This is a genomic window from Futiania mangrovi, from assembly GCF_024158125.1.
Taxonomy (GTDB): Bacteria; Pseudomonadota; Alphaproteobacteria; order Futianiales; family Futianiaceae; genus Futiania; species Futiania mangrovi.
Map to the genome: position 1 here is coordinate 766,449 of NZ_JAMZFT010000002.1, position 26,134 is coordinate 792,582.

Sequence of the window (26,134 nt, forward strand, 5' to 3'; positions counted from 1 at the left end):
GGCGATGGCGCAGACCGAGACATCCGCCTCCGACGCGACCGCCACGCCCGTGCTCGAGGTGCGCGGCCTCACGGTGGAGTTTCCCTCCCGGCGCGGCCTCGTCGTGGCGGCGGAGGACGTGAACCTCGCCGTCCGCCCGGGCGAGATCCTCGGCGTCGTGGGGGAATCCGGGGCAGGCAAGTCCACGATCGGCAATGCGGTCATGGGCCTGCTGGAGCCGCCGGGACGCATGGCGCGCGGCGAGGTGCTGCTGAAGGGGGAGCGGATCGACGGCCGCCCGCAGGCGGAGATGCGACGCATCCGCGGCAAGCGCGTCGCCATGATCTTCCAGGACCCGCTGACGAGCCTCGATCCGCTGCAGACCGTGGGCGCACAGCTTGTCGAGACCATGCTCACGCATCTGCCGATCTCGGAGGCGGAGGCGAAGAAGCGCGCCATCGGCCTGCTCGAACAGGTCGGGATCCCCGACCCCGACGTGCGGGTGGAGCAGTATCCGCACCAGTTCTCCGGCGGCATGCGCCAGCGCGTCGTGATCGCGCTGTCGCTGTGCGCCGAGCCCGAGGTCATCATCGCCGACGAGCCGACGACGGCGCTCGACGTCTCGATCCAGGCCCAGATCCTCGAGCTTCTGCGCCGTCTCGTGCGCGACCATGGCGTCGGCATGATCATCATCACGCACGACATGGGCGTAATCGCCGAGGTGACGGACCGCGTCGCGGTGATGTACCGCGGCAAGGTGGTGGAGGAGGGGCCGACGGAGAAGATCCTCGGCAATCCCGACCACACCTACACCCGTTCGCTCATCTCCGCCGTGCCGCGCCCGGACGTGCGGCTCGACCGCTTCCCGCTCGTCGAATACATCGAGGCCGCCTCGACCGCGACGCGCAAGATCGACCTCCGGACGCACTGGCTGGGCCGCACGCGCGATTTCGGCACCGTCAGCGACCGCGCGCTGGTGGAGGTGCGCGACCTCTCGCTGCGCTTCGTCACGCGCCGGTCGTTCCTCGAGAAGAACCGCCGCTATGTGCAGGCCGTCGACCGCGTGACCTTCCAGGTCCGCCCGGGCGAGGTATTCGGCCTCGTGGGCGAGAGCGGGTCGGGCAAATCGACCATCGCGCGCCTCATCACCGGCCTCTACCGGCCGCAGGGCGGCAACATCCTGTTCGCCGGCGCAGACCTGACGGCACTCACCTCGCGGCGCGAGGTGAACCGCTACCGCCGCCAGATGCAGATGATCTTCCAGGACCCGTTCTCGAGCCTCAACGCCCGCTTCAAGGTCATGGACATCGTGGCCGAACCGATCCGCTTCCACAAGCTCGCCCAGTCGGAGGCGGAGGTGCGCGGCATCGTCGAGGACCTGCTGGAGCATGTCGGCCTCGGCGCGAAGGCCGCCCAGAAATACCCGCACGAGTTCTCCGGCGGGCAGCGCCAGCGCATCTCCATCGCCCGGGCGCTGGCGACGCGCCCGCGCTTCCTGATCTGCGACGAACCGACCAGCGCGCTCGACGTCTCGATCCAGGCGCAGGTGCTGAACCTTCTCAAGGATCTTCAGGCCGACCTCGGCCTCACCATGCTGTTCATCAGCCACGATCTCCCCGTGATCCGGCAGATGTGCGACCGGGTCGCCGTGATGCGGCACGGCAAGATCGTCGAGGTGGCCGCGACCGAGGCGCTGTTCGAAACCCCGCAGCACGAGTACACGCGGCATCTGCTCCACCTCATGCCGCGCCTCGTCGCTGCGCCGCCTCCTCCCGATCAGGGGGCCGATCCGGTGCCGGAGCCGGCCTGACGGTCTTTTGCCGCGCCCCGTCTTGCTCCGCGCCGCGAAAGGGGCACATTCTGCACCCAGAACCTATCGGGGATTCGACCGCACCGGGGACGCTTGCCGATGAGCACAAATGCCCGCCCTCTGGCCCGCGCTCTGGCGCCCTCTGTGGCGGCTGTGGTGTGCGCCTTTGGCCTTGCCGGGGTGCCGTTGCCCGCGGCGGCGCATCCGCATGTCTGGGTCGACGTACGCAACACGCTGTTGTTCGATTCCGAGGGCCGCGTCACGGGCGTGCGTGCGGAATGGCTGTTCGACGCGCTCTTCTCCGCCTTCGCGCTGTCGGAGGTCGACACCGACAAGGACGGCACGGCGTCGGCCGAGGAACTCGTGCCGCTCGCGGCGGGCTACCTCGATAGCCTGCGGGAGTACGACTACTTCATGGAGATCACCAGCGGCGGCGCGATCATCGACATCGCGGACGCCAGCGATGGCGTGGCGGAGAGCCGCGACGGACGTCTCATGCTCGCCTTCACCGCGCCGCTCGCCGCACCCGTGGACGGCGCGCTGGGCGATCTCGAGGTGCGCAGCTACGACCCGACCTATTACGTTGCGCTCGACATGGCGGAGAGCGAGGCCGCGGAGCTCGGCGCGAACGCTGCCGAGGCCTGTCGCGTCGCGGTCGAGCCGCCGAAGGACGGCGGGGAGTGGCAGACGCTCGCCGACAGCGCGCTGGGCGACGGCGTCGCGGTGCGCAGCGTCGCCGCGCAGTATGCGAGCGTGGTCCGCCTCACATGCGCCCCCTGACGCTTGCCGTCGCGGCGGTTCTGTTGCTCGCGGGGACAGGTCTCGCGCTGGCGCAGACGGGTTCGCCCTTCGCCATGCCGGGTGGGGGCGGTTCGTCCGCGCCCGCGTCCGAGCCCGGCGTCTTCGAGGCGTTCACCGCATGGATCGCCGCCGCGCAAGGCCGCCTGCACCGCGACCTGGCCGAGGCCGTCGCCGCGCTCCGCGCCGATCCCTGGTCTGCGCCTGCCCTGACGCTGATGGGTCTCAGCTTCCTTTACGGCGTCGTCCATGCAGCGGGGCCAGGACACGGGAAGGCCGTGATCTCCGCCTACCTGCTGGCGACGGGGGAGGGCCTGCGCCGCGGCATCGCGCTGTCGGCCGCCGCCGCGGTCGTGCAGGCGTTGAGCGCCATCCTCCTCGTCGTCGCCGTCGCGCTCGCCGTCGGCATCACTCAGTCGCGCATCGGCGCGCTGTCGGGCTGGCTGGAGCGGGCGAGCTACCTGTTGATCGCGCTGATCGGCCTATGGCTCGCGGTCCGTGCCGCGCGCGCGCTTCTTGCGACCCTCGGGGTGTCGCGCGGCGCTGCCCACAGCCACGCGCATCACCATGACCACCACCACCACGAGCACGTCCACGGCGAGGATTGCAGCCACGGTGCCGCGTGCGGGCACGCCCATGCGGTCACGCCGGAGATGGCGCTGGCCGCGCGCCGGCTGCGCGACATGGCCGCGGTCGCGGTGTCGGTGGGCTTGCGGCCCTGCACGGGCGCGATCCTCGTCCTCGTCTTCGCCTGGGCCAACGGCATCCTGTCCATCGGGATCGCCGCGACCTTCGCCATGGCCGCCGGCACCGCCGCGACGGTGGCGCTGATCGCCGCGCTCAGCGTCGGCGCGCGGTCCGCCGCTCTGCGCCTCTTCTCGGGCCGGGGCGTCCTGCTCGGCCTCGCCGCGGGCGGCATCGGGCTTGCCGCGGGCCTGTTCGTCGCCGCCGCCGGGATCAGCCTCTTCCTCGCGCCGCCCGCGGGACCGGGATTCATCGGCCCGGCGGCCTGAGATCTTCGCCGCCCCCGCGCGTTTCCGCAGAAATCTTTCCCCGCGGCTTCCGGCCGTGCGACACTTCTCCGCGTTGAACGCTGCAGGCCGGGAGAGGTGCAGGCGCATCCATGTTGCAGGGGTGGTTCGTCTTCGTCGTGTCGCTCGCCTACCTGGGCGGGCTGTTCCTGATCGCCTCGCGCGGCGACAGGCTGGCGGCGCATGGCCGCACGATGACGGGCCGGGCCTCGATCTACGTCTTCTCGCTCGCGGTCTATTGCACGTCCTGGACGTTCTTCGGCTCGGTTGGACTCGCGGCGGCGACGGGCTACGACTTCCTGCCGGTCTACATCGGCCCGATCCTGATGTTCACGCTGTTCTGGCCGGTTCTGGACAAGATCCTGCGCATCTCCAAGGTGCAGAACATCACCTCGATCGCCGACTTCGTCGCCGCGCGCTACGGCAAGAGCGAGGGGATCGCCGCGCTCGTCACGCTGATCGCGGTCGTGGGCGGCATTCCCTACATCGCGCTGCAGCTGAAGGCGGTGGCGACCAATTTCAACCTGCTGATCGAGTATCCGGAGGTCCTGGTCCCCGTCTCGTCCAACCAGTACCCCTGGTGGGCGGATACCGCGCTGATCGTGACCTGCATGATGGCGCTTTTTGCCATGCTGTTCGGCACCCGCCGGATCGACGCGACGGAGCATCACGAGGGCATGGTTCTCGCCATCGCGTTCGAGAGCGCTGTGAAGCTCGCCGCCTTCGTCGCGGTCGGGATCTTCGTGACCTTCCTGATGTTCGAGGGGCCGGGCGATCTTCTTGAGCGCGCGCTCGCCGATCCGCGCGCGGCGGAGGTCCTGACCGGCGGCATCGACACCGGTGCCTGGTTCGCAATCACGCTCGTTGCCTTCGCTGCGACCATCTGCCTGCCGCGCCAGTTCCACGTGATGGTGGTCGAGAACACGGACGTCGACCATTTGCGCCGGGCGCGCTGGCTCTTTCCGCTCTATCTGGTCGCGATCAACCTCTTCGTCGTGCCGGTGGCGATGGCCGGCCTGATCTACTTTCCGCCGGGCGAGGTGCTGGGCGATACCTTCGTGCTGGCGTTGCCGATGGCGGCGCAGGCCGAGACGCTGGCGCTCGTCGCCTTCCTCGGCGGCCTGTCGGCGGCCACCGGCATGGTCATCGTGGCGACGGTCGCGCTCTCGACCATGATCTGCAACGACCTCGTCGTGCCCATGCTGATCCGGCGCGGCAATTTCCTTGCGAACGATCCCGACGGGCCGTCGGAGACGCTGCTCGCCATCCGCCGTCTCGCGATCATCGGTCTCCTGGTCTGTGCCTTCCTCTATTACCGCTGGCTGGGGCAGGGCTATGCGCTAGCCGCGATCGGCCTGCTGTCCTTTGCGGCGGTGGCGCAGTTCGCGCCCGCCCTGCTCATCGGCCTCTATTGGGAGGGGGGCAACCGCACCGGCGCCACTGCCGGCATCCTCGTGGGCTTCATGCTCTGGACCTACACGCTGATGATGCCGACGCTGGTCGATGCGGGGCTCCTGCCGGCCGCGCTTCTGGCCGACGGCCCGTTCGGCATCGGCTGGCTCAGGCCCCAGGCCCTCTTCTTCGACACAGGCGCCTCGGCCTTCGTTCATGGCGTGGTCTGGAGCCTCGGCGCCAACCTCGCCGCATTTGTCGCGGGCAGCCTCTTGGCGCGGCCGCGCGCGGTCGACACCGCCCAGGCGCATCTCTTCGTTCACGCGCTCGATACCCGCAGCACCGCGCGCCGCGCCGCCGGCACGATCACGGTGGAGGAACTCAAGACGCTTGCCGCGCCCTTCGTGGGTAACCGTCGCGTCTCGCAGGTCTTCGCGCGCCTGTCCCGGGACGAGGGGTACGAGATCGCCGACAGCCGTCCCGCCGACGTCGGCCTGATCCGCCAGACCGAGCGTCTGCTGGCCGGCGTCTTGGGCGCGGCCTCGGCCCGCCTGCTGATGGCCCTGTCGCTGGAGCGCAGCCGCATGAACGTGAAGGAGGCGCTGTCCCTCCTCGACGATGCCTCCGCCGCCATCAAGTACAACCGGTCCCTGCTGCAATCGACGCTGGAGAACATTTCCCAGGGCATCGCCGTATTCGACAACGACCTCGGCCTGATCGCGCACAACCAGCGCTTCATGGACATGCAGTCGCTCCCCCCCGACCTCGGCCGGGCGGGCACGAACCTGCGCGACATCATCCGGCACGTGGCGAGCCAGGGCGAGTATGGCGTCGGCGACAACGAGGGCGACATCGACACGATCTATGCGGAGCGGGTGGCGGGTTACCTCTCGGGCCGCGACTACATGTACCAGCGCATCCGCCCTGACGGCACGGTGATCGAGGTGCGCACCCGCCCTCTGCCGGGCACCGGCGTCGTCGCGACCTACACCGACATCACCGACCGCGTCGCCGCCGAGCAGGCGCTGCGCGAGGCGAACGAGAGCCTGGAGCGGCGCGTGGACGAGCGCACGCGCGAGCTGAAGCTCGCCAACGATGCGCTGCGCGAGGCGAAGGCGGAAGCGGAGGCCGCCAACCGCTCCAAGACCCAGTTCCTCGCCGCCGCCAGCCACGACCTGATGCAGCCGCTGAACGCCGCGCGCCTGTTCCTGTCCGCGCTGGGACAGCAGCCGCTGGACGGGGAGAGCGGGGCCCTCGTCAACCGGACGGAAGCCTCCCTGACCGCGGTCGACGACCTTCTCTCCGCGCTGCTCGACATCGCCAAGCTCGACGCGCGCGCGGTGCCGCCCAACATCCAGAACTTCGCGGTGGCCGACCTGTTCGGGCCTCTGCGGCTGGAATTCGCCGCGCTCGCGGGCCGGGTCGGCCTCGACCTGCGCGTGGTGCCCTCCTCCCTGGTGCTGCGCTCCGACCCCAAGATGCTGCGCCGCGTGCTGCAGAACTTCCTGTCGAATGCCGTGCGCTACACGCCGTCGGGCCGTATCCTCATGGGCGCGCGGCGGCGCGGCGATAGCGTGCGCATCGAGGTGTGGGACACCGGCCCCGGCATCCCGGAGAACAAGCTGGGCGAGATCTTCAAGGAGTTCCACCGGCTCGACGGCGTTCTCGGGCGCGAGCAGGGACTCGGCCTCGGCCTCGCCATCGTCGACCGCATCGCGCGGGCGCTGGAACATCCCGTGGGTGTGCGGCCGGCCAGGGGGCGCGGCACGGTCTTCCACATCGACGTGCCGCGCGCGGACGCCGCCGCCCCGCGCAGAACCCCGCCGTCGCGCGTCGTCCAGCCGCACCGGGAACTGGGCGGGCGGCGCGTGCTCTGCATCGATAACGAGCCGGCGATCCTCGACGGCATGGCGGCGTTGCTCGGCCGGTGGAAGTGCGAGGTGCGCACCGCGCGCGGCCTGTCGGAGGCGGTGGACTGCGTCAAGGGCTGGCCCATCCCGGACGTCGTTCTGGCCGACTATCACCTCGACGGCGGCGTGACCGGTATCGACGCGATCCAGGCGGTGCGCGCCGCACTCGGCGTGTCGCTTCCGGCCGTTCTGGTGACGGCCGACCGGACCGACGAGGTGCGCGAGGCCGCGCTCGGCTTCGATTGCCTGGTGCTGAACAAGCCCGTCCGTCCCGCCGCGCTGCGGGCCGTGATGATGCGTGCGATCGCGGAAGCGCGGGCATCCGCGCGCGGTACCGAGCGCGCGGGGCCCGATGAGGACGCCGCCGAACGACGCGCCTCCGGCGGTGGAACGCCGCTCAGGTCTGCCGGTGAATAGCGCTGTCGCGCGCGGCTGACAGCGCCTTGTCCTCGACCGCCATGCGGCCAGCGATGATCACCGCCTGCGTGCGGCTGTTCACGCCCAGCTTCTGCAGGATGGCGGAGACATGCGCCTTCACCGTCGCCTCCGAGATCGACAGCTCGTAGGCGATCTGCTTGTTGAGCTTCCCTTCCGACAGCAGCATCAGCACGCGCACCTGCTGCGGTGTCAGGGAGGCGAGACGTTCCGCCAGGTCGGCGCTCTCGCCCGCCTCGCCGCCCGCGAGATCGACGCCCGGCGGCAGCCAGCTTTCGCCGTCGAGCACGGCGCGGATGCCGGTCCCGATCTCGTTCACGGACAGGGACTTCGGGATATAGCCCGCCGCGCCATAGTCGAAGGCGGCGCGGATCACCTCCTCGTCCTCGATGGCGGAGACGATCATCACCGGGATGTCGGGATACTGCGCGCGCACATAGAGGAGGCCCGTGAACCCCCGCATCCCCGGCATGTTGATGTCGAGCAGGCAGAGGTCGAGGCCGGGCCGCGTGTCGAGGATCCGTTGGGCGGCGCCGAAGTCCTCCGCCTCCAGCACCTGCGCGCCGGCGATCCGCGAGGCGATCGCCTGGGCCAGCGCGCCGCGGAACAGCGGATGGTCGTCCGCGATCAGGATCGTGACTTGGTCCGCGTCCGTCATGCCCCCTCGTACCCGCAGCCTTCCCCTCCTGCGACTATCGCAAGGCGAGGGGGGCGCTTGCAAGCGCGCAAGGCTGCAAGCGCGCCCGCGCCTACCAGGCGCCGCGGGTGTCGATGACGAACTTGTCCTTCAGGACGTCGCGGTCGACGGTCTGGAACACCATGTGGTCGACCAGCAGGACCACGAGGTTCGCCTTCTCCATTGCGACGTCGAAGTCGGTCAGCGTCAGCCCCTTGTCGGCCAGCCGCTTCGGCAGCTCGCCGATGTGCGGCTCGACGATCAGCAGTTCGCCCACGTTCTCGGCCGCCAGCTTCTCGACGATCTCGACCGCCGGGCTTTCGCGCAGGTCGTCCACGTCCGCCTTGTAGGAGAGGCCGAGGCACGCGATGCGCGGGTTCTTCAGGTCCTGAGCGCGCTCGCACACCTTGGAGACGACGAAGTCCGGCTTGGCGTCGTTGATCTCGCGGGCCATGCGGATGATGCGCGCCTCCTGCGGTGCGGTCGAGACGATGAACCACGGATCGACTGCGATGCAGTGCCCGCCAACGCCCGGCCCGGGGTTCAGGATGTTCACCCGCGGATGCAGGTTCGCCATCTTGATGAGTTCCCAGACATTGATCTTCAGCTTGTCGCAGATCACCGACAGCTCGTTGGCGAAGGCGATATTGACGTCTCGGAAGGCGTTTTCCGTCAGCTTGGCCATCTCCGCCGTGCGCGCGGTCGTCACGTGGCACTCGCCCTTGACCACGATGCGGTAGAGCGCGAGCGCGCGCTGCGCACAGCGCCGCGACATGCCGCCGATCACGCGGGCGTTGTTCACGACCTCGTGCAGGATCTTGCCCGGCAGCACCCGCTCCGGGCAGTGCGCGACCTGCACGTCGGCAAGCTCTCCCTTCTCGTGCGGGAAGCTGAGGTCGGTGCGCGCCGCGCCGAGCCAGGCCGACAGCTGCTCCGTCGCGCCGACGGGCGAGGTCGATTCCAGCACGACCAGGTCGCCCTTCTTCAGCACCGGCGCGATCGCCCGCGCCGCCGCCTCGATATAGGAAAGGTCGGGCACGTGCCCGTCCTTGAAGGGTGTCGGCACTGCGATGATGAAGGCGTCGGCCGCTTCCGGAACATCGGTCGCCTTCAGCTTGCCCGTCTCCACCACCCGGCGGACCAGCGCGTCGAGGTTCGGTTCGCCGAAGTGCGGCTTGCCCGAGTTGATGAGCGCGATCGCCTTCTGGTTCACGTCGACGCCGACGACCTCGACGCCCGTGTCGGCGAACACGGCCGCGGTCGGCAGTCCGATGTAGCCAAGGCCGATGACGGAGATGCGGCTGAAACTATGCATTCTGGATCACCTCGAGGATGCGGGCGGCGGCCTTCCCGTCGCCATAGGGGTTGTGGGCGTAGCTGATCGTGTCGTAGGCGCCCTGGTCGTCGAGCAGGCGCGTGGCCTCCGCGACCAGCAGGGCGGGGTCGGTGCCGACCAGGCGCACGGTGCCCGCCTCGACGGCTTCCGGGCGCTCGGTCTTCTCGCGCGTCACAAGCACAGGCTTTCCCAGCGAGGGCGCCTCCTCCTGGATACCGCCCGAATCGGTCACGATCAGGTGCGCGGCGCGCATGAGATATACAAACGGCAAATAGTCCTGCGGCGCGATCAGGTGCACGTCGGCGGCTTCGCCCAGCACCTCCTGCGCGGCCTTCTGCACGTTGGGGTTCAGGTGGACCGGATAGACCACCTGCACGTCGCCGCGCGCGCCCAGGTCGCGCAGCGCACCGCACACGCGCTCCAGTCCGCCGCCGAAATTCTCCCGCCGGTGGCCGGTCACCAGCACCAGCCGCTTGGAAGCATCCAGGAAGGGGAAGCGCGCGGCCAGGCTCGCTTCGAGGTTCGCGTCTGCCTCGATCTTCGCCACGACGTCGAGCAGCGCGTCGATCACCGTGTTGCCGGTCACGTGGATGCGGGCGGGGTCGACGTTCTCGGCACGCAGGTTGGCCGCCGCACCCTCCGTCGGCGGGAAGTGCAGGTCGGTGATCGCACCGGCGAGCCTGCGGTTCATCTCTTCCGGCCAGGGCGCATAGATGTCCCCGGTCCTGAGCCCGGCCTCGACATGGCCGACGGGCACCTTCTCGTAGAAGGCGGCGAGCGCGCCTGCGAAGGTCGTGGTGGTGTCGCCGTGCACGAGCACCCGGTCCGGGCGCCAGGCGCGCAGCACCTCGCCCACGCCGGTCAGCACGCCGACGGTCACGTCGGTGAGCCCCTGCGCGGCCTTCATGATGTTGAGGTCGTAGTCGGGCCGGATGCCGAACAGGTCGAGCACCTGGTCCAGCATCTCGCGGTGCTGGCCGGTGACGCAGACCTTCGCCTCCACGCCCTCGGCGGTGGCCAGGGCCTTCACCACGGGCGCCATCTTGATGGCTTCGGGCCGGGTCCCGAAGACGCTCAAAACTCTCATGGGGCGGTCATGCTCCGTCTGCACAGGGCGAAATGGGAAATGGATGAGGTCTCACGCCGGGACACTAGCGGCAACCGTCTGAAAATTTCGTATCATTCTCGAACCGTTGCCGCCGTGCGACGCTTGTACGTCATCCTCACCGGATACCTGTCTGCGATGTTGCAAGCTGCGGGCCAGAAGTGTCCAGAATGAGAGATGTCGTTAACGCGGCACAAACCAGAGCGGAGCGAGTGTAGCGTCATGCGCATCCTTCATGTCTTCGACCACTCCCTGCCGCTGCAGAGCGGCTACGTGTTTCGCAGCCTCGGCATCCTCCGGGCGCAGCGCGCACGCGGCTGGCAGACGGTGCATCTCACCTCGCCGAAGCACACGGCCGCGCGCAAGGCGCTGGCGGAGCAGGTGGACGGCTGGACGTTTCACCGCACCCCGGACGCGGGCCACAGGTTTCCGATCCTCAACGAGCGGGCGCAAGTCCGTGCAACCACGCAGCGCCTGCGCGAGGTCGTGGATGCAGCCCGCCCGGACATCATTCACGCCCATTCGCCGGTTCTGAACGCCCTGCCGGCGCTGACCGTGGGCCGGGAGCGGGGCATACCTGTCGTCTACGAGATCAGGGCCTTCTGGGAGGATGCCGCGGTCGACCACGGTACGACGCGCGAAGGGTCGCTGCGCTACCGCGCGACGCGCGCGCTGGAGACCTGGGCCGCCCGCCGTGTCAGCCACCTCTTCACGATCTGCGAGGGGTTGCGTGCCGATCTGGTCGGCCGCGGCCTGCCTTCGGACAAGGTGACGGTCATTCCGAACGCGGTGGACCTGAAGGACTTCTCGGCGGCCCCGATCCGCGATGCGGAGCTCGCGCGCGCTCTCGGCCTCGAGGGGAGCACGGTGCTGGGATTCGTCGGCTCCTTCTACGCCTACGAGGGGCTGGATCTTCTGCTCGAGGCGCTGGCGAAAATCCGCGCGCAGCGTCCGGACATCAAGGCGCTGCTGGTCGGCGGCGGTCCGCAGGAGGAAGTGCTGAAGGCGAAGGCGCAGAGCCTGGGGCTCGACGGGAGCGTCGTTTTTACGGGCCGGGTCAGGCACGACCAGGTGAACCGCTATTACGGCCTCATTGATCTCCTAACCTTCCCGCGGCACCCGATGCGCCTGACGGAGTTGGTTACGCCCCTGAAGCCGCTGGAGGCGATGGCGCTCGGCCGCGTTCTCGTCGCCTCTGACGTGGGCGGGCACAAGGAACTTGTCCGCGACGGCGCGACCGGTTTCCTGTTCAAGGCGGGCAGCGTCGACGCACTGGCCGATCGGATCGTCGAGGCCGTCTCGAACCGCGACCGCTGGGACGCGATTCGCAATGCGGGCCGGCGCTTCGTGGAGACCGAGCGGAACTGGGACGCGAGCGTTGCCCGCTATGCGCCGGTCTACGAAAAGCTCGTGCTCGGAAAGGACGTGCCGCGCGCCCCGCAGGCGGCCGCCGTCAAGGCACCCGCGCGCTGATCGTCCTGCCTCAGAACAGCCCCTGGATGCGGCCGTCCGCGTCCATCTCGATGATCTCGGCCGATGGATGGCGGGGCAGGCCGGGCATGGTCATGATCTCCCCGCAGACGACGACCAGGAACTCCGCGCCCGCGGCCAGCCGCACCTCGCGCACCGGGACGACGTGGCCGGTGGGTGCGCCCTTCAGGTTCGGGTCGGTCGAGAAGGAGTACTGCGTCTTGGCCATGCAGACCGGCAGCCGTCCGTAGCCCATGTCCTCGTATTGGCGGAAATGGTTGCGCACGACCTTGTCGCCGATCACGTCGTCCGCGCCATAGATCGTGCGCGCGATGGTGCGCACCTTCTCCCACAGCGGCATGGAGTCGTCGTAGAGCAGACGGAACTGTGCCGTTCCCGCCTCGGCGATCTCGACGACCTTGCGGGCCAGCGTCTCCGTTCCCTTCGACCCGTCGGCCCAGTGCGTGCAGGGCACGGCGACGACCCCATAGTCCGCGCAATAGCGGCCGATGGCCTCGACCTCGGCGTCCGTGTCGGTCACGAAGCGGTTGATCGCGACGACAGCCGGCACGCCGAACTGGCCGACGTTGCGCAGGTGCCGGCCGAGGTTCTCCAGCCCCTTCGTCACGGCGGCCACGTTTTCCTGCGTCAGCGCGTCCCGGCCCACGCCCCCGTGCATCTTCAGTGCCCGGACCGTGGCCACGATCACGGCGGCGTCGGGCTTCAGCCCTGCCTTCCGGCACTTGATGTCGAAGAATTTCTCCGCCCCCAGGTCGGCGCCGAAGCCCGCTTCCGTGACCACATAGTCGGCAAGCTTCAGCGCGGTCTGCGTCGCCATCACCGAGTTGCAGCCGTGCGCGATGTTGGCGAACGGACCGCCGTGGATGAAGGCGGGGTTGTTCTCCAGCGTCTGGACGAGGTTCGGCTTGATCGCATCCTTCAGCAGGACGGTCATCGCCCCGTCCGCCTTCAGGTCGCGCGCGGTCACGGGCTGCTTCTCGCGGGTGTAGCCCACGACGATGTTGCCCAGGCGGCGGCGCAGGTCGGCAAGATCGGTGGCGAGGCACAGGATCGCCATGACCTCGGACGCGACCGTGATGTCGAAACCGCCCTCGCGCGGGAAGCCGTTGGCCACCCCGCCCAGCGCGCACACGATCTCGCGCAGGGCCCGGTCGTTCATGTCCATCACGCGCCGCCAGGTGACGCGGCGCGGGTCGAGTGCCAGCCCGTTGCCCCAGTGGATATGGTTGTCGATCATTGCCGACAGCAGGTTGTGCGCGGCGGTGATCGCGTGGAAATCGCCGGTGAAGTGAAGGTTGATGTCCTCCATCGGCACCACTTGCGCATATCCGCCGCCCGCCGCGCCGCCCTTCACGCCGAAGCAGGGGCCGAGCGAGGGCTCGCGGAGGCAGATCGCCGCCCGCTTGCCGATGCGGTTCAGGCCGTCGCCGAGGCCGACCGTGGTCGTCGTCTTGCCCTCGCCCGCTGGTGTCGGACTGATCGCGGTGACCAGCACCAGCTTGCCGTTGGGACGGTTCTTCAGCCCGGCGACGAAGTCGGCGCCGATCTTCGCCTTGGACTTCCCGAACTGCTCCAGCGCATCCTCTGGGATCCCCAGTTTCGCCGCGATCTCGCCGATCGGCTTCATGTCCGCGGCGCGGGCGATCTCGATGTCGGATGCGAAGGTCATCGGCGGGCTCCCCCTGTTGCGCGTGTCCGTGCCGCATGAGAGTGCCAGAAAGCCACGGACCGCGCGTGCCCAACGCGCCGGTTTCCGACAGGCGGGCCCCCGAAAGCGACGGCCCGGGGCGCGGTGGGCGCTCCGGGCCGGTCGGACGTCAGTGACGGTCGCGGTACGCCGCGGTCAGATGCATTTGGGCGGCGTCCACGGACAGGCGTCCTGTGTCGCCTTCGTGCAGCGCGGGATCATGGCGAGGCGGCGCGGCTTCAGATAGAAGGTTTCCGACATCTCGAAGCCTTCCTGCAGGATGCCGCCGCCCAGCTTCGGGATCGGAAGGATGGGAGTGTAGCTGTGCGTGATGCGCGCAACGATGAGGCTCTCACCGTTCCGCACCAGCGCGCCCTCCGCCTTCGGCACGGTGACCTCCGTGCATTGCGCATAGGCCGTGTCGTTCGCGTTGGCGCTGTCCGACCAGCCGACGAAGAACTTCAGCTGCTTGGCGCCATTGCCATTGTCGACCTCCACCGCCATGACGCTGGAGACGACCGCCTTGATCTTGGACGTGTCGTAGGGCTGCATCATGATGTCGACAGCCTCGAAGACGCGCGAAAGCTCCGTGTCGTCGATGAAGCGCGCCCGCGCGATCAGGTCGGCGACAGAGGACGAGGTGTTCGTCATCTTCCGTTCGGCGGACAGCAGGTTCACGGTCTCGGCCGACCCGACATAAAGGGTCAGCATCACGGGGGCGATCAGGGCGAACTCGATCGCCGCAACGCCCTTTCGGTCCTTCAGATATTTTCTGATCCGGCTGAACATGGGATCACGCGCCTTTCGATCAGTTGAAGGGTTCGTTGCGGAACGCGCCCGTCGCGGCCATCAGGCGCGAGCCGGACCCGGTCGGGAATTCCAGGAGCTTCGACATGAACGGCGTGAACAATTCCCAGTCGTAGCAGACCCGCGCCAGCATCACCGTGGAGGCCGCACCCACGTCGACCCCGAACGCATCCGGGTCGACGCCGCTGCGGCACGGCTCGAACGCATCCGTCCCGGTGGCGTCGGAAAAGGCGTCTATGCGGCGGACGTCCACCTTCACCTTTTCGGTGCACTTCGGGATCACCGTCGATCCGCCGCAGACCTCCGCGACCAGTTCGGCCTGGCTGCCGGTGAAGTTTCCGGTGCGGATCTGGCGGACCGCCTGCTCCATCCCGGCGTTGAGATTGATCTCGGCGAAGAAGACGAGCGACGTCTCCAGGATCGCCATCAGCAGGTAGAAGAACGGCAGCGCGAGGAAGGCGAACTCGATCGCCACCGCGCCGTCCTCGTTGCGGCGGAACCTGCGAGGCAGAAGGCACACCCGCAGCCGCCGCGCGCGGCGGGGCGGTGCCTCGGGTTCGGGTGCGGGGACATCGGTACGCATTCCACCCTCGCTTTCAGATCTCTCGGCGCTCCGGCGAGCAACACTTCGGTGAGCCGATACCTGATACGCCTTCTCCCTTAACGAAACGTGAATGCAGCCAAATTAAGCATAAATACAATAATCTTATAGGCAATTTAGCCTGGGCGTTGCGCAAGTAGTGCCATTAACTGTTTTTCTTTTCAAATGATTCACGGTCATCGCGTATCCATCGCATCTGGACTGCAGTCCCGAGTTGCGTATTGGCGATTTCTTTCCGCGGCCGTCCAGGCCGAGTGTCCGACCAGTCGGATCAACGCGAAAGGACCCGAGGATGCGCGACAGGTTCCTCAAGAGCTTCCGTTTCACGGCTGCACGGCAGGCCGTCACCCGGTTTCTTCGGTCCCGCGATGGCACTGTGGCGCTCATCTTCGGGCTCACCTTCATGCCGATCATCGCCGCGGCGGGGGCCGCTTTCGACTATTCGCGCATCGCGCGGGCGAACACGGTGCTGACGACTTCGTGCGATGCCGCGGCCCTGGCCGCAGGCACGCGGTTCGAAGAACCGAACGAAGTGCTGCAGGCCTATGCGCAGGATTACATCCGCGTGAACGCGGGCGGTGACTGGGCGTTCAACGCGATGCCGCAGATCACCCTGCTCGCCAAGGAGGAGCGGACGCTCAAGTTCCGCACCACGGCGCAGATGGACACCGTCCTGATGGGCCTGATGGGCGTACACACCGTCAACCTCCAGGCCGACTGCGAGGTCACGCGCGAGGTGGGCGGCCTGGAACTCGTGATGGTGCTCGACAATTCGAACATCATGGCGAAGAAGTCCCGGCTCGACGGTTTGAAGGTCGCGGCCCGCGACCTCGTCGACACGATCTTCTCGCTCGAAGGTGCGACGGACAGCCTGCGCGTGGGCCTGGTCCCGTTTTCGGATTTCGTGAACATCCGCGCGGAACTGCCGAACTGGCAGGGCGAGCGGCTGGACTTCGCCGTCAACACGGCCTATTCACCCAACGATCCGCGATACTATACGGGCGCGTCCTGGGCGATGATCGACACGCTGGGGCAGGCGCCCTACAACGGGCGCTACATCGCGGACAAGCGGTTCGACCCCGCGTTCGTCGACCTCAACAACGATGGCTGGGACGACAACTACCCGGTCGGCAAGGCAAGCGACGACCAGACGCTCGACGCCAACCGCGGCCGGAACCTCGACAATTTCTACTTCGGCGCGGACAACACCGGCGCACCGATCGTCAGTGGTGGCGAGTGGGTGCGCTGTGACGACCCCAAGGCCAAGAAGTGCCTCCGGGTGCCCGTCGACAACACGCACATGGCGCTTTACGGCCGGCTCGGCATCCCCTGGAAGGGCTGTGTCGAGGCCCGTCCGACCAAGATCGACGGCCAGATGGTCAATCTCGACATCCTCGATACGCCGCCGAGTCAGGACGACCCGAAGACACTGTTCGTGCCCGCCTTCACGGCCGACGGCAACGGGGCCGGCTATGTCAGCTGGATGTCCGAGAATGACGAGTTCGGCGACTTCAAGGTCACGATCAACAAGACGCAGTACAAGACCGTGCCCACGTCGCAGCAGGATCAGGTCTACTGGGTCAACAAGTACTATTGGCGCGACCACGACGCCACCTGGGATGCCGACGGCTATGACGGTCCCTCGATCAATTGCGCGCCGCCGGTCACGCTGCTGACCGACAGGCACACGGACGTGCTGGCCGGCCTCGACCGCATGGGCGCGTACTTCGAGACCAACATCCCTGAAGGCATCTCCTGGGGTTGGCGGATGCTGTCGCCGAACTCGCCCTTCGGCGACGCGCTCGAGTACAATCATGAGGGCGATCGCGGCTTTGTCTGGAAGAAGGCGATGATCATCCTGACCGCCGGCGACAACTTCACCAAGGAGCGCTTCTACAACTCGTACGGTCTGCACGAGGACGAGGAGCGCCTGAAGAGCGCCCTCAATTCCGGTGGCGTAAAGCAGGCGATGGACGAGCGCATCAAGTCCGTGTGCGACGAGATCCGCAAGGCCGGCCGCGAAAAGCCCGAGGATGCCGGAATCCGCGTCTACGCCGTTGCCTTCGACATGACGCAGGGTGTGACCAAGGAGATGTTCAAGACCTGCGCGACGACGCCGGAATACTTCTTCGATGCCGCGAACAACGACCAGCTGCTCGAGGTTTTCCGCCAGATCGGCGCGGATCTGATCAACCTCCGGCTCAATCGCTAGGACAGTGCAGCAGGCGGTCTCTCGGGATCGCCACTCGGGGGGAAGGGCCCGGCGCCAGGGAGGGATGGCGCCGGGTCCTTTCTGTTCGGGGGGGGCGGTCACGTTCCCGCTCCGGCCCGCTTGCCCGTCGGGGGCGCGACCGGTCCCGCGCCCCGGTCGGTGCGCCGCAGCCGCGCTCCCATGCGTTGTCCCTCGGCCCGCGGCAAGCCCGTGCCAGGCGGGCGGCCAAAGGAAAACGCGGCGGAGGGGGTATCCCTTCCGCCGCGTTCGTCTGCTTGTCCGGGGCGCCGCGTGGCCGCAGCCGCTTCCGGGGAGTTTCGCTTTTCGTTACTCGTCGACCGTGGCGTTGCCCGATGCGGCCGAGCGGTCGGCGCGGCCGTCGATCGTGCTGAACAGCGTACCCAGCGCGCCTGCGCGGTTCGCCAGCGCCTCGTCCGAGGTGTCGCCCGCCAGCACCTGCTCGCACCGCGGCTCGCAGGCGTAGTGCGTGCGCGCCGCAGGGCCGCGCTGCAGGCGGACATATTCCTGGGACGACGTCACGAGCACCAGGTAATCGCCGATCAGCCCGCCCTGCTGATCGTAGACCAGCAGGTTCGTCCGGCCCGGCGAACGGCCGTGCAGGAACAGGTAGCTGTCGTCACGCACCGACACGTCGGCAATCGTCGGATTGCCGATGACGATGCTGCCAACCGGGCGTTCGGTCGGGAACTGGCGGGCATAGTCGGTTTGCAGCCGCAGGACGTTCGGGCCGTCCGCGCGCGCACCTGCCGTGCCGCCGCCGTGTCCGGCTTCGGCGCCGGGGGAGCCGGCGAGCGCAGGCCCGGTCGCGGCCAGGGCAAGCGTGCCGGCGGCCAGCAGCGCACACACCGAAGCGGTGCGGCGGGCGCCGGCGATCTTCTTCGCGGTTTCCGTCATGGCCGGGTCCTCGATCTCCTCAATCTCGTGACGCTTCGGGTGCCGGGTATCCGGACCGAAGCCGCACTATGGCGCGCGGTTGCTTTACAGCGCCTTAACGATGGGCGTGAGACGCTTCCCTCGAGCCGCGTTAGTATTGTCCTGCCGTGCGAGCCGCCCCATGCTGTCCCAAACCTTGCCCACGCTTCGCGACGTACCGCTCTTCAACAGTCTGCCGGACGATCAGATCGCAACGCTGGAGCAATACTGCACCTGGCGCAAGCACGGCGAAGACGACGTCGTCCTGTCGATGGGCCATAACGACAGAGCCGACGTGTTCTTCGTGATCGCCGGTCAGGTGCGCATGGCGGTGCAGTCCGGTGCAGCGGGCGAGATCGTCTTCTTCGACCTCGGCCCCGGCGACATGTTCGGGGAACTGGCTGCGCTCGACGACGACGCCCGTCCGATCACGGTCGTCGCGCTCGGCGACTGCACGCTTGCGGCGCTTCCCCATGCGCGTTTCCGCGATTGCCTGTTCGAGCATCGTTATGCCGCGCAATACATGCTGCGGCATCTGGCGGCGATGGCCCGGCTCCTCGCGGCGCCCGCCGAGGCGGAGGGCAACCGCAGCATGCCGCGGCGGGTCTTCTCGGAACTGCTGCGCCGGTGCACCCCTGACCCGCGTCACGAGGGCGCATGGCAGGTCGCCCCGGTGCCCCCGGCGGGCGAGCTGGCCCGCAGTTGCGGCGTCAGCGATGCGGTCGAACTCGAGGCGATTGCCCATCTGGCGGGGCAGGGACTCATACGGGATGGCGGCGACGTTCTTCGCGTTCTCGACCGCGATCGCCTTGAATGTCTGGTAGGCTATTGAAAAGAAATAAAAAAATCCGGTTCGAAAAATTTCTGACCGGCTTAACGAGGTGGTAACTCCGCAAGACTAGCATCGTATGCGTTCCTGGCCGGCACAGCGGAGGATGGTCAGGCAGCGGTTGAAGGTTAGCAGCGAAGGAGAGAGAAATGCTGAGCCTCAAGAAGTTCCTGAAGGACGAATCTGGTGCGACGGCCATCGAGTATGGCCTGATTGCGGCTGGCATCGGCGTGGCGATCATCGTCGCGGTGCAGACGCTCGGCACCGACCTGTCGAACATGTTCGGTTCGGTCAGCACGGCCGTTAAGGGCTAAGCTGAACAGGACCGCCGCGGCCTTCGGGCTGCGTCGAGACAAAGCCCCGGTCGCGGTTTTCCGCTGCCGGGGCTTTCCTTTGGGCGGCGGGCTGTCGCGGGGCCGGGTTCATCTCCCGTTAACCCTGTGCGCCGCACACTTCCGCCACTGTCGTCTGCCGCCGGGGGCCGTATCCGTGGATCTCGCATTTCTTCTTTTCAGCATCTTTCCGCTGGTCATGATTGCAGCCGGCATCAGCGACCTTGCGAGTTTCCGCATCCCCAACCTGATGTCGATCGTGCTTGCGGCGGCGTTTCTGCCTTTTGCGCTCGCCGCGGGTGTCGGCTGGGCGGAGATCGGCATGAGCTATGCCCTGGGGGTGGGTATCCTGGTGCTCGGCTTCGCACTGTTCGCCGCGGGTATCGCCGGCGGCGGGGATGCGAAGCTTCTGGCAGCCAGCGCCATCTGGGTCGGGGCTTCCGATTTCCTCCTCTACCTGCTGGCGGTCGCGCTGGCGGGGGGCGCGCTCTGCCTCGTGCTGCTTCTCGCGCGCAAGGCGCCGTTCCCGGCCGGCTGGCTGAAGGCGGACTGGGTTCGCCGCCTGCTGCGTCCGGACGACGGCGCGCGCGATGTGCCCTATGCCGTGGCGATGGCCGCGGGGCTTCTCTGGGTGCTGCCGCAGCTCGACATCATGCATCACGCCGCCGTCTGAGACACCACGCATCAATTCTTGATCTGTATTTACGTTACTCCGGCGTGCTCACTGCGGCGCGCCGGTCTTGTCGTTTCGGGACATTTTCTCCATGCCACGGCAAATGCAGGCGCCCTTTTCTGATTTGTTAACTCTGGAGCGTTAGCCTCACCGGACATGTCGCCCAGAATGCATTGGATGAGGGGGCCATCGCCGTGAGTGCAGCGCGAATTCTGATTATGGTCCTGGCCGTTGTCGCCGCAGGTGCGGCGGCGTTCATGGTCCGCAACATCGTCTCCAGCCGCGAGAGCGAGGCCGTTCAGGTCGTTGCCGCTCCGCCGCCGGTCATTGAAACCTCCGAGGTCCTGGTCACCCGCGATGCCTTGCGCATCGGCGAGAAGGTCCAGCCCGGCGCCTTCGCCTGGCAGGAATGGCCGCGCGAGTTCGTCACGGGCGACTACATTACGCGCCAGGAGAACCCGGACATCCTCGAGACGCTGAACGGCGCGGTCGTGCGGTCCGAATTCATCGCGGGCGAGCCGGTCATGCTCAAGAAGGTCGCCCAGCTGGGCGATGCGAGCGTCATGTCCCTGCTGGTGCGCAAGGGGATGCGCGCGGTTTCCATCCGCATCTCGCCGGAAACCGGTGCGGGCGGCTTCATCCTCCCGGGCGACCGCGTCGATGTCATGGTCACACGCCGCGAGACCGAGGAAACCGGTGCCGCCGCGCCGCGCGGCGAGGGCGACCAGATCGTCCCGATCGGCCAGGGCTTCTCGGCGGAGACCATCCTTGCGAATGTCCGCGTGCTGGCGATCGACCAGACGGTCGCGGAGCAGGATGGCCAGCCGACCGTCGTCGGCCGTACCGCGACGCTCGAGCTGACGCCGAAGCAGGCCGAACTCGTGGCACTGGGAGAGAAGGTCGGGGAGATCTCGCTCTCGCTTCGCCCCTTCGTCGACAATGTCGGCGAGAACGGAGCCCCCATCGAGGACGCGATGCCCGTGGCGGTTGGCCGCCTCGGCCAGCCAGGTGAGGCCCGTCAGCAGACCGGCGTCCTGAAGATCGTCCGCAGCGGCAGCGTTGCCCTCACCAAAACAGAGCAGGCCCAGCAATGAAGACGGTGAAGATGTCTCTCATGCGCACCCCCTTCGCGGCGTGTGCCCTGGCCGCCGGTATCCTCGGCGCGGGGCTGGCGGCGGCGGTCGCACCCGCCCAGGCGGCCGGCAAGGCGCCGTTCAACGTGAGCATCCAGCAGGGCGACACCGCGACCACGCGGCGCATCACCCTCCCGCTCAACAAGGCGGCTATCGTCAACCTGCCGGTCGATGCGCGCGACGTGCTCGTCGCCAACCCGACCAAGGTGGATGCGGTGGTGCGCACCTCGCGCCAGGTCTACCTGATGGGTGTGGAAGTCGGCTCGACCAACGCCTTCTTCTTCGATGCGGCGGGCAACCAGATCCTCAACCTCGAGATCGAGGTCGAGCGCGATCTGACCGCGCTGGAGGAGATGCTGAAGCGTCAGTTCCCCACTGCCCGCATCAAGGTCGAGGCGCTGAACGACAACCTCATCATCACCGGCACGGCGCCGAGCGCGATGATCTCGCGCAACATCCGCGACATCGCCGCCCGCTTCATGGGTGACGAGAACCGGATCCTGAACGCCATGACGATCCTCGGTCAGGAGCAGGTGATGCTCAAGATCAAGGTCGCGGAGATGAGCCGCTCGATCGGCAAGGCGCTCGGCATCGACTGGGAGTCGGCCTTCCAGATCGGCTCCTTCTCGGGCGCGATCGACCTGCTGAACGGCTTCACCTCGACGACGTCCAACGGCCAGATCTCCGGCGGTTACAACCGGGGCGACCTGTCGATCGACTCCGTGGTCCGCGCGCTGGAGACGCAAGGCCTTGTGCGCACGCTCGCCGAGCCGACGCTCGTTGCGGTCTCGGGCGAATCCGCGCGCTTCCTCGCGGGTGGCGAGTTCCCGATCCCCGTGTCGCGGGACGACGAGGGCATCACCATCGAGTTCCGGGAATTCGGTGTCGCGCTCGCCTTCACGCCGGTCGTGCTGAGCGAGGGCCGCATCAGCCTGAAGATCTCGGCCGAGGTTTCCGACATCACGCCGGAGGGGGCGATCATCACGAACGCGATCGCCATTCCGGGCCTCAGCGTGCGCCGCACGGATACCACGATCGAACTGCCTTCCGGTGGCAGCTTCGCCATCGCCGGCCTGCTGAGCCAGGATACCCGACACGGCATGCAGTCGCTGCCAGGCGTGCAGGATGTGCCGATCCTCGGTGCCCTGATGCGCTCCAACGACTTCGCGTCGAGCGAGAGCGAACTCGTGATCCTGGCCACGCCCTACCTGGTCGAGCCGACGCACGAGAGCGAGATCCGGTTGCCGACCGACGGCTTTGCGCCGGCCAGCAACTACGACGCCTTCCTGATGGGACGCCTGCACGCGGTCTACGGCTCCGAGGGCGCGCCCCTCCCGGCCGCGAAGGTCAAGGGTCCTGTCGGCTTCATCACGGAGTAAGACCATGCAGCGCACCACCCCATTCCGTTGCGTGCTTCTCGGCCTTGCCGGCCTTGCGGCGCTCGGTGCCGCCGGCTGCGCCGGTCCGAACGGAGCCGAGCAGGCGGTGACGCCGCAGGCGCGCCATCCGATCACCGTCACGCGGGTCGACGATGCGCTCGACGTGGCCGTGGCGCCGGGGCCCTTCAGCCTGACCCCGGCGGAAGAGAACCGCCTCAAGGTCTTCGGCCAGACGTACCTCGTTCGCGGGCACGGGCCGATGAAGATCGCGACCCCGCGCGGGTCGGCCAACGCGGGTGCTGCCCGCGCTGCCGCCAGCCGCATCGTCCGGCTGATGGACGAGGTCGGCGTGTCGCAGGATGCGATCGACATCGTCTCCTACGAGGCGGAGAAGGGGGCATCCGAGGCGCCGGTCCGGCTCAGCTTCGACCGCTATGTGGCGGAGGGCAGTCCGTGCTCCGGCCAGTGGTCGACCAACACGGCGTCGAACCCGCGCAACGAGATGACGCCCGGCTTTGGCTGTGCGTCGCAGGGCAATCTGGCGGCCATGATCGCCGATCCGGCCGACCTCGTGCGCCCGAGGGTGACCACGGACGCCGATGCGCAGCGCCGCGACTTCATGTTCGACCTCTATCGCCAGGGCCAGGCGCCCGGCGCCGAGCGCAGCGCGGCCGAAACCGCCACCACGACCAATTGAGGACGCGAAGCTCATGAGCACGGCAGTCATCCCGACCACGAACTACGAGGCGCAGCACGAGGATGTGCTCGAGCATGAGACGTCCTTCCTCGACCAGCCGCTGCCCCGCATCACGATCCAGGCGTTCTGCATCACGCCCGGCCTTGCGAGCGCCGTGAAGGACGCCGCCGGCGACCGGCGCCTCGTGAAGACGCATGTCTCCGTTCACATGGGCGGGGTACAGGCGGCCATCACGCACTTCTCCGAGATGCCGACACCGAACCTCGTCGTGCTCGAGGCAGACGACGTGGGCCCCGCCCTGTTCCGCCAGCTGGAAGAGCTTGCGCAGGTCTGCGATCCGGGGACGAAGGTCGTCATCGCCGGGCCGGTCAACGACGTCATGCTCTACCGCGAACTGATCCGGCAGGGCGTCAGCGAGTACGTCGTCACGCCGACCTCGCCGATCCAGCTGATCGAGGCGTTCGCAACTCTCTACTACGATCCCTCCGCGGTGCCTCTGGGCCGCACCTTTGCGTTCGTGGGCGCGAAGGGTGGTGTCGGGTCGTCGACGCTCGCGCACAACGTGGCCTGGTACATGGCTGAGACCATGCACGAGGACACCGTGGTGATGGACATGGACATCGAGTTCGGCACCCTCGGACTCGATTTCAACCGCGATCCGACGCAGACGGTGCTCGATGCGCTGACGGCCCCGGACCGCGTCGACGACATGCTCCTCGAGCGGCTGCTGGTCAAGACCGGCGAGAACCTGCGCCTGTTCACCGCACCCGCCACGCTCGACCAGGACTACGACATTCCGGAAGGCGCCTATGAGCATGTGCTCGAGGTGGTGCGCCAGAACGCACCGTCCGTCGTGATCGACATGCCGCACGTCTGGACCGGTTGGTCGAAGCGGTTCATGCTCCAGGCCGACGAGATCATCATCACGGCGACGCCGGATCTCGCCTCGCTGCGCAACGCCAAGAGCCTCTTCGACGTGATGGTGCAGGCGCGCCCGAACGATCCGGCGCCGCGCGTCGTCGTCAATCAGACGGGTGTCCTGAAGCGTCCGGAGATCCCGGTGAAGGAGTTTGCCGAGGCGCTTTCCGTCGAGCCGGAGTTCGTCATCCCGTTCGATGGCCAGCTGTTCGGCGAGGCCTCCAACAACGGCCTCATGCTGCCGCAGATCAATGCCCAGGCAAAGTCCGTCGAGGCCATCGAGCAGATCGCCCGGGCGCTCATCGGGCGCGAGAGGGCCGGCCGGCAGGCCGCCAAGAAGTCGCCGTTCGACTTCCTGAAGGCGTTCTCGTTCGGCAAGGGCGGCAAGGCAGTGAAGCCTGCCGCCGCGAAGACCCGGAAAGCTGCGAAGGCAAAGCCTGGCAAGGAGGGCTAACGCGTGTTTGGTAAGCGACCTCAGGGCGCGCAAGGCGGAGCGGGATTCGGGGCGAAGAAGGCGGCGGTTCCGCCGCCACCCAGCCCGGCGAAACCTGCCGAGAAGGCCAAGCCCAAGCCGGCGACCGATGTCGCACGGCCTGCCACCGCGGGCACCGGCACACCGGCGGCGAAGACCGCCGCGGCGCCCGCTCAGGCTCCCGCGCAGGCGAACAAGCGCGAGGAACGGTCCGCCGAGTACTACCAGGTCAAGACGTCGATTTTCAACGCGCTGATCGACACGATCGACCTGTCCCAGCTTGCCCAGCTCGACGCCTCGAGCGCGCGTGACGAAATCGGCGACATCGTCAACGAGATCATCTCGATCAAGAACATCGTCCTGTCGGTGGCCGAGCAGGAACGCCTGCTCGACGACATCTGCAACGACGTTCTCGGATACGGCCCGCTCGAGCCGTTGCTCGCCCGCGACGACATCGCCGACATCATGGTGAACGGCGCGGACAAGTGCTACATCGAGGTCGGCGGCAAGATCGAGCTGACGCCGATCCGATTCCGCGACAACGGCCAGCTGATGAACATCTGTCAGCGGATCGTGAGCCAGGTCGGCCGCCGTGTGGACGAAAGCTCGCCGATCTGCGACGCGCGCCTTCTGGACGGCTCGCGCGTCAACGTCATCGCGCCGCCGCTGGCGATCGACGGCCCCACGCTGACCATTCGTAAGTTCAAGAAAGACAAGCTGACCATGGCCGACCTGGTCAGCTTCAACTCGATCACGCCGGAAGGCGCCAAGGTCCTCGAGATCGCCTCGAACGTCCGCTGCAACATTCTGATCTCCGGCGGTACGGGTTCGGGCAAGACGACGCTGCTGAACTGTCTCACCGCCTTCATCGATACCGGCGAGCGCGTCATCACCTGCGAGGACTCCGCCGAACTTCAGCTGCAGCAGCCGCACGTGGTGCGTCTGGAGACCCGCCCCCCGAACCTGGAGGGCAAGGGCGAGATCACCATGCGCGACCTCGTCAAGAACTGCCTGCGTATGCGTCCCGAGCGGATCATCGTCGGCGAGGTGCGCGGCCCGGAATCCTTCGACCTTCTGCAGGCGATGAACACGGGCCACGACGGATCCATGGGCACGCTGCACGCCAACACCCCGCGCGAGGCGATCAGCCGTCTGGAATCCATGATCACCATGGGCGGCTTCTCGCTGCCGGCCAAGACCATCCGCGAGATGATCGTCTCGGCGCTCAACATCATCGTCCAGGCGCAGCGTCTGCGCGACGGCTCGCGCCGGATCACCCATGTCACCGAGGTGCTGGGCATGGAAGGCGACACGGTCATCACCCAGGACCTGCTCAACTACCGCATCGAGGGCGAGGACGAGAACGGCCGCATCATCGGCCGCCACGTCGCGACCGGCATCGCGCGTCCGGCCTTCTGGGACCGTGCGAAGTATTACGGCCGCGAGGCGGAGCTTGCCGCCGCGCTCGAAGTGCTGAGCGAAGACTGACGGGGGACGG

At 67.7% G+C, this 26,134-nt stretch carries 21 protein-coding genes; 14 read left to right on the forward strand and 7 right to left on the reverse strand.

All coding sequences use genetic code 11. The annotated features are described in order from the left end of the window. Positions 1-4 precede the first annotated feature (4 nt). From NJQ99_RS10585 to NJQ99_RS10600, 4 genes are all read left to right on the forward strand, one after another. On the forward strand, positions 5-1,789 hold the full coding sequence (locus NJQ99_RS10585; RefSeq protein ID WP_269332796.1) for an ABC transporter ATP-binding protein: 1,785 nt from the start codon (positions 5-7) through the stop codon (positions 1,787-1,789). Positions 1,790-1,888: 99 nt separating this feature from the next. Then, the gene (locus NJQ99_RS10590) at positions 1,889-2,569 is read left to right on the forward strand and encodes a DUF1007 family protein (RefSeq protein ID WP_269332797.1); all 681 of its coding nucleotides are present in this window, start codon (positions 1,889-1,891) and stop codon (positions 2,567-2,569) included. Further along, a complete protein-coding gene (locus NJQ99_RS10595; protein ID WP_269332798.1) occupies positions 2,557-3,600 on the forward strand; it encodes a nickel/cobalt transporter in 1,044 nt (347 codons plus the stop codon). The genes NJQ99_RS10590 and NJQ99_RS10595 overlap by 13 nt, the downstream gene beginning before the upstream one ends. A gap of 110 nt (positions 3,601-3,710) precedes the next feature. Next, positions 3,711-7,337: a hybrid sensor histidine kinase/response regulator gene (locus NJQ99_RS10600; RefSeq protein WP_269332799.1), complete on the forward strand. Its 3,627-nt coding sequence runs from the start codon at positions 3,711-3,713 to the stop codon at positions 7,335-7,337. Here NJQ99_RS10600 and NJQ99_RS10605 read toward each other — a convergent pair. The 3 genes from NJQ99_RS10605 to wecB all read right to left on the reverse strand — a co-directional run bounded on the left by NJQ99_RS10605 (position 7,318) and on the right by wecB (position 10,454). After that, entirely contained in the window at positions 7,318-8,013 is a 696-nt protein-coding gene (locus NJQ99_RS10605; protein WP_269332800.1) for a response regulator, read from the reverse strand. The genes NJQ99_RS10600 and NJQ99_RS10605 overlap by 20 nt on opposite strands. Before the next feature lie 91 nt (positions 8,014-8,104). Then, the gene (gene wecC / locus NJQ99_RS10610) at positions 8,105-9,346 is read right to left on the reverse strand and encodes a UDP-N-acetyl-D-mannosamine dehydrogenase (protein WP_269332801.1); all 1,242 of its coding nucleotides are present in this window, start codon (positions 9,344-9,346) and stop codon (positions 8,105-8,107) included. Continuing rightward, a complete protein-coding gene (wecB, locus tag NJQ99_RS10615) occupies positions 9,339-10,454 on the reverse strand; it encodes a non-hydrolyzing UDP-N-acetylglucosamine 2-epimerase (protein WP_269332802.1) in 1,116 nt (371 codons plus the stop codon). The genes wecC and wecB overlap by 8 nt, the downstream gene beginning before the upstream one ends. A gap of 240 nt (positions 10,455-10,694) precedes the next feature. Between wecB and NJQ99_RS10620 the strand changes: the two genes are divergently transcribed. Then, positions 10,695-11,945, forward strand: coding sequence for a TIGR04063 family PEP-CTERM/XrtA system glycosyltransferase (locus NJQ99_RS10620; protein ID WP_269332803.1), 1,251 nt, complete (start codon positions 10,695-10,697; stop codon positions 11,943-11,945). Positions 11,946-11,955: 10 nt separating this feature from the next. Here the strand turns inward: NJQ99_RS10620 and NJQ99_RS10625 are convergent, their stop codons facing one another. The 3 genes from NJQ99_RS10625 to NJQ99_RS10635 form a co-directional block, all read right to left on the reverse strand. After that, positions 11,956-13,632, reverse strand: coding sequence for a formate--tetrahydrofolate ligase (locus NJQ99_RS10625; RefSeq protein WP_269332804.1), 1,677 nt, complete (start codon positions 13,630-13,632; stop codon positions 11,956-11,958). A 174-nt stretch (positions 13,633-13,806) separates the two neighbouring features. Further along, the gene (locus NJQ99_RS10630) at positions 13,807-14,439 is read right to left on the reverse strand and encodes a TadE/TadG family type IV pilus assembly protein (RefSeq protein WP_269332805.1); all 633 of its coding nucleotides are present in this window, start codon (positions 14,437-14,439) and stop codon (positions 13,807-13,809) included. A gap of 19 nt (positions 14,440-14,458) precedes the next feature. Next, a complete protein-coding gene (locus NJQ99_RS10635; RefSeq protein WP_269332806.1) occupies positions 14,459-15,040 on the reverse strand; it encodes a TadE/TadG family type IV pilus assembly protein in 582 nt (193 codons plus the stop codon). A gap of 310 nt (positions 15,041-15,350) precedes the next feature. Here NJQ99_RS10635 and NJQ99_RS10640 point away from each other — a divergent pair, with 310 nt between their 5' ends. Then, entirely contained in the window at positions 15,351-17,270 is a 1,920-nt protein-coding gene (locus NJQ99_RS10640; protein ID WP_269332807.1) for a TadE/TadG family type IV pilus assembly protein, read from the forward strand. A gap of 327 nt (positions 17,271-17,597) precedes the next feature. Here the strand turns inward: NJQ99_RS10640 and NJQ99_RS10645 are convergent, their stop codons facing one another. Beyond that, positions 17,598-18,185 (reverse strand): pilus assembly protein N-terminal domain-containing protein, encoded by a 588-nt coding sequence (locus NJQ99_RS10645; protein WP_269332808.1) that lies wholly within the window; start codon positions 18,183-18,185, stop codon positions 17,598-17,600. A 160-nt stretch (positions 18,186-18,345) separates the two neighbouring features. Between NJQ99_RS10645 and NJQ99_RS10650 the strand changes: the two genes are divergently transcribed. From NJQ99_RS10650 to NJQ99_RS10685, 8 genes are all read left to right on the forward strand, one after another. Next, positions 18,346-19,035, forward strand: a complete 690-nt coding sequence (locus NJQ99_RS10650) for a Crp/Fnr family transcriptional regulator (protein WP_269332809.1) — start codon at positions 18,346-18,348, stop codon at positions 19,033-19,035. 146 nt (positions 19,036-19,181) lie between these two features. After that, the gene (locus tag NJQ99_RS10655) at positions 19,182-19,346 is read left to right on the forward strand and encodes a Flp family type IVb pilin (RefSeq protein ID WP_269332810.1); all 165 of its coding nucleotides are present in this window, start codon (positions 19,182-19,184) and stop codon (positions 19,344-19,346) included. A gap of 175 nt (positions 19,347-19,521) precedes the next feature. Continuing rightward, the gene (locus tag NJQ99_RS10660; protein ID WP_269332811.1) at positions 19,522-20,037 is read left to right on the forward strand and encodes an A24 family peptidase; all 516 of its coding nucleotides are present in this window, start codon (positions 19,522-19,524) and stop codon (positions 20,035-20,037) included. 218 nt (positions 20,038-20,255) lie between these two features. Next, a complete protein-coding gene (gene cpaB / locus NJQ99_RS10665; protein ID WP_269332812.1) occupies positions 20,256-21,131 on the forward strand; it encodes a Flp pilus assembly protein CpaB in 876 nt (291 codons plus the stop codon). Then, complete coding sequence (locus NJQ99_RS10670) at positions 21,128-22,549, forward strand: type II and III secretion system protein family protein (RefSeq protein ID WP_269332813.1); 1,422 nt, start codon at positions 21,128-21,130, stop codon at positions 22,547-22,549. Before cpaB ends, NJQ99_RS10670 begins: the two co-directional genes overlap by 4 nt. Positions 22,550-22,553: 4 nt before the next feature. Then, a complete protein-coding gene (locus NJQ99_RS10675) occupies positions 22,554-23,246 on the forward strand; it encodes a CpaD family pilus assembly protein (protein WP_269332814.1) in 693 nt (230 codons plus the stop codon). A gap of 13 nt (positions 23,247-23,259) precedes the next feature. Next, positions 23,260-24,618 (forward strand): AAA family ATPase, encoded by a 1,359-nt coding sequence (locus NJQ99_RS10680; protein WP_269332815.1) that lies wholly within the window; start codon positions 23,260-23,262, stop codon positions 24,616-24,618. A gap of 3 nt (positions 24,619-24,621) precedes the next feature. Beyond that, complete coding sequence (locus tag NJQ99_RS10685; protein ID WP_269332816.1) at positions 24,622-26,124, forward strand: CpaF family protein; 1,503 nt, start codon at positions 24,622-24,624, stop codon at positions 26,122-26,124. Positions 26,125-26,134: the final 10 nt, after the last annotated feature.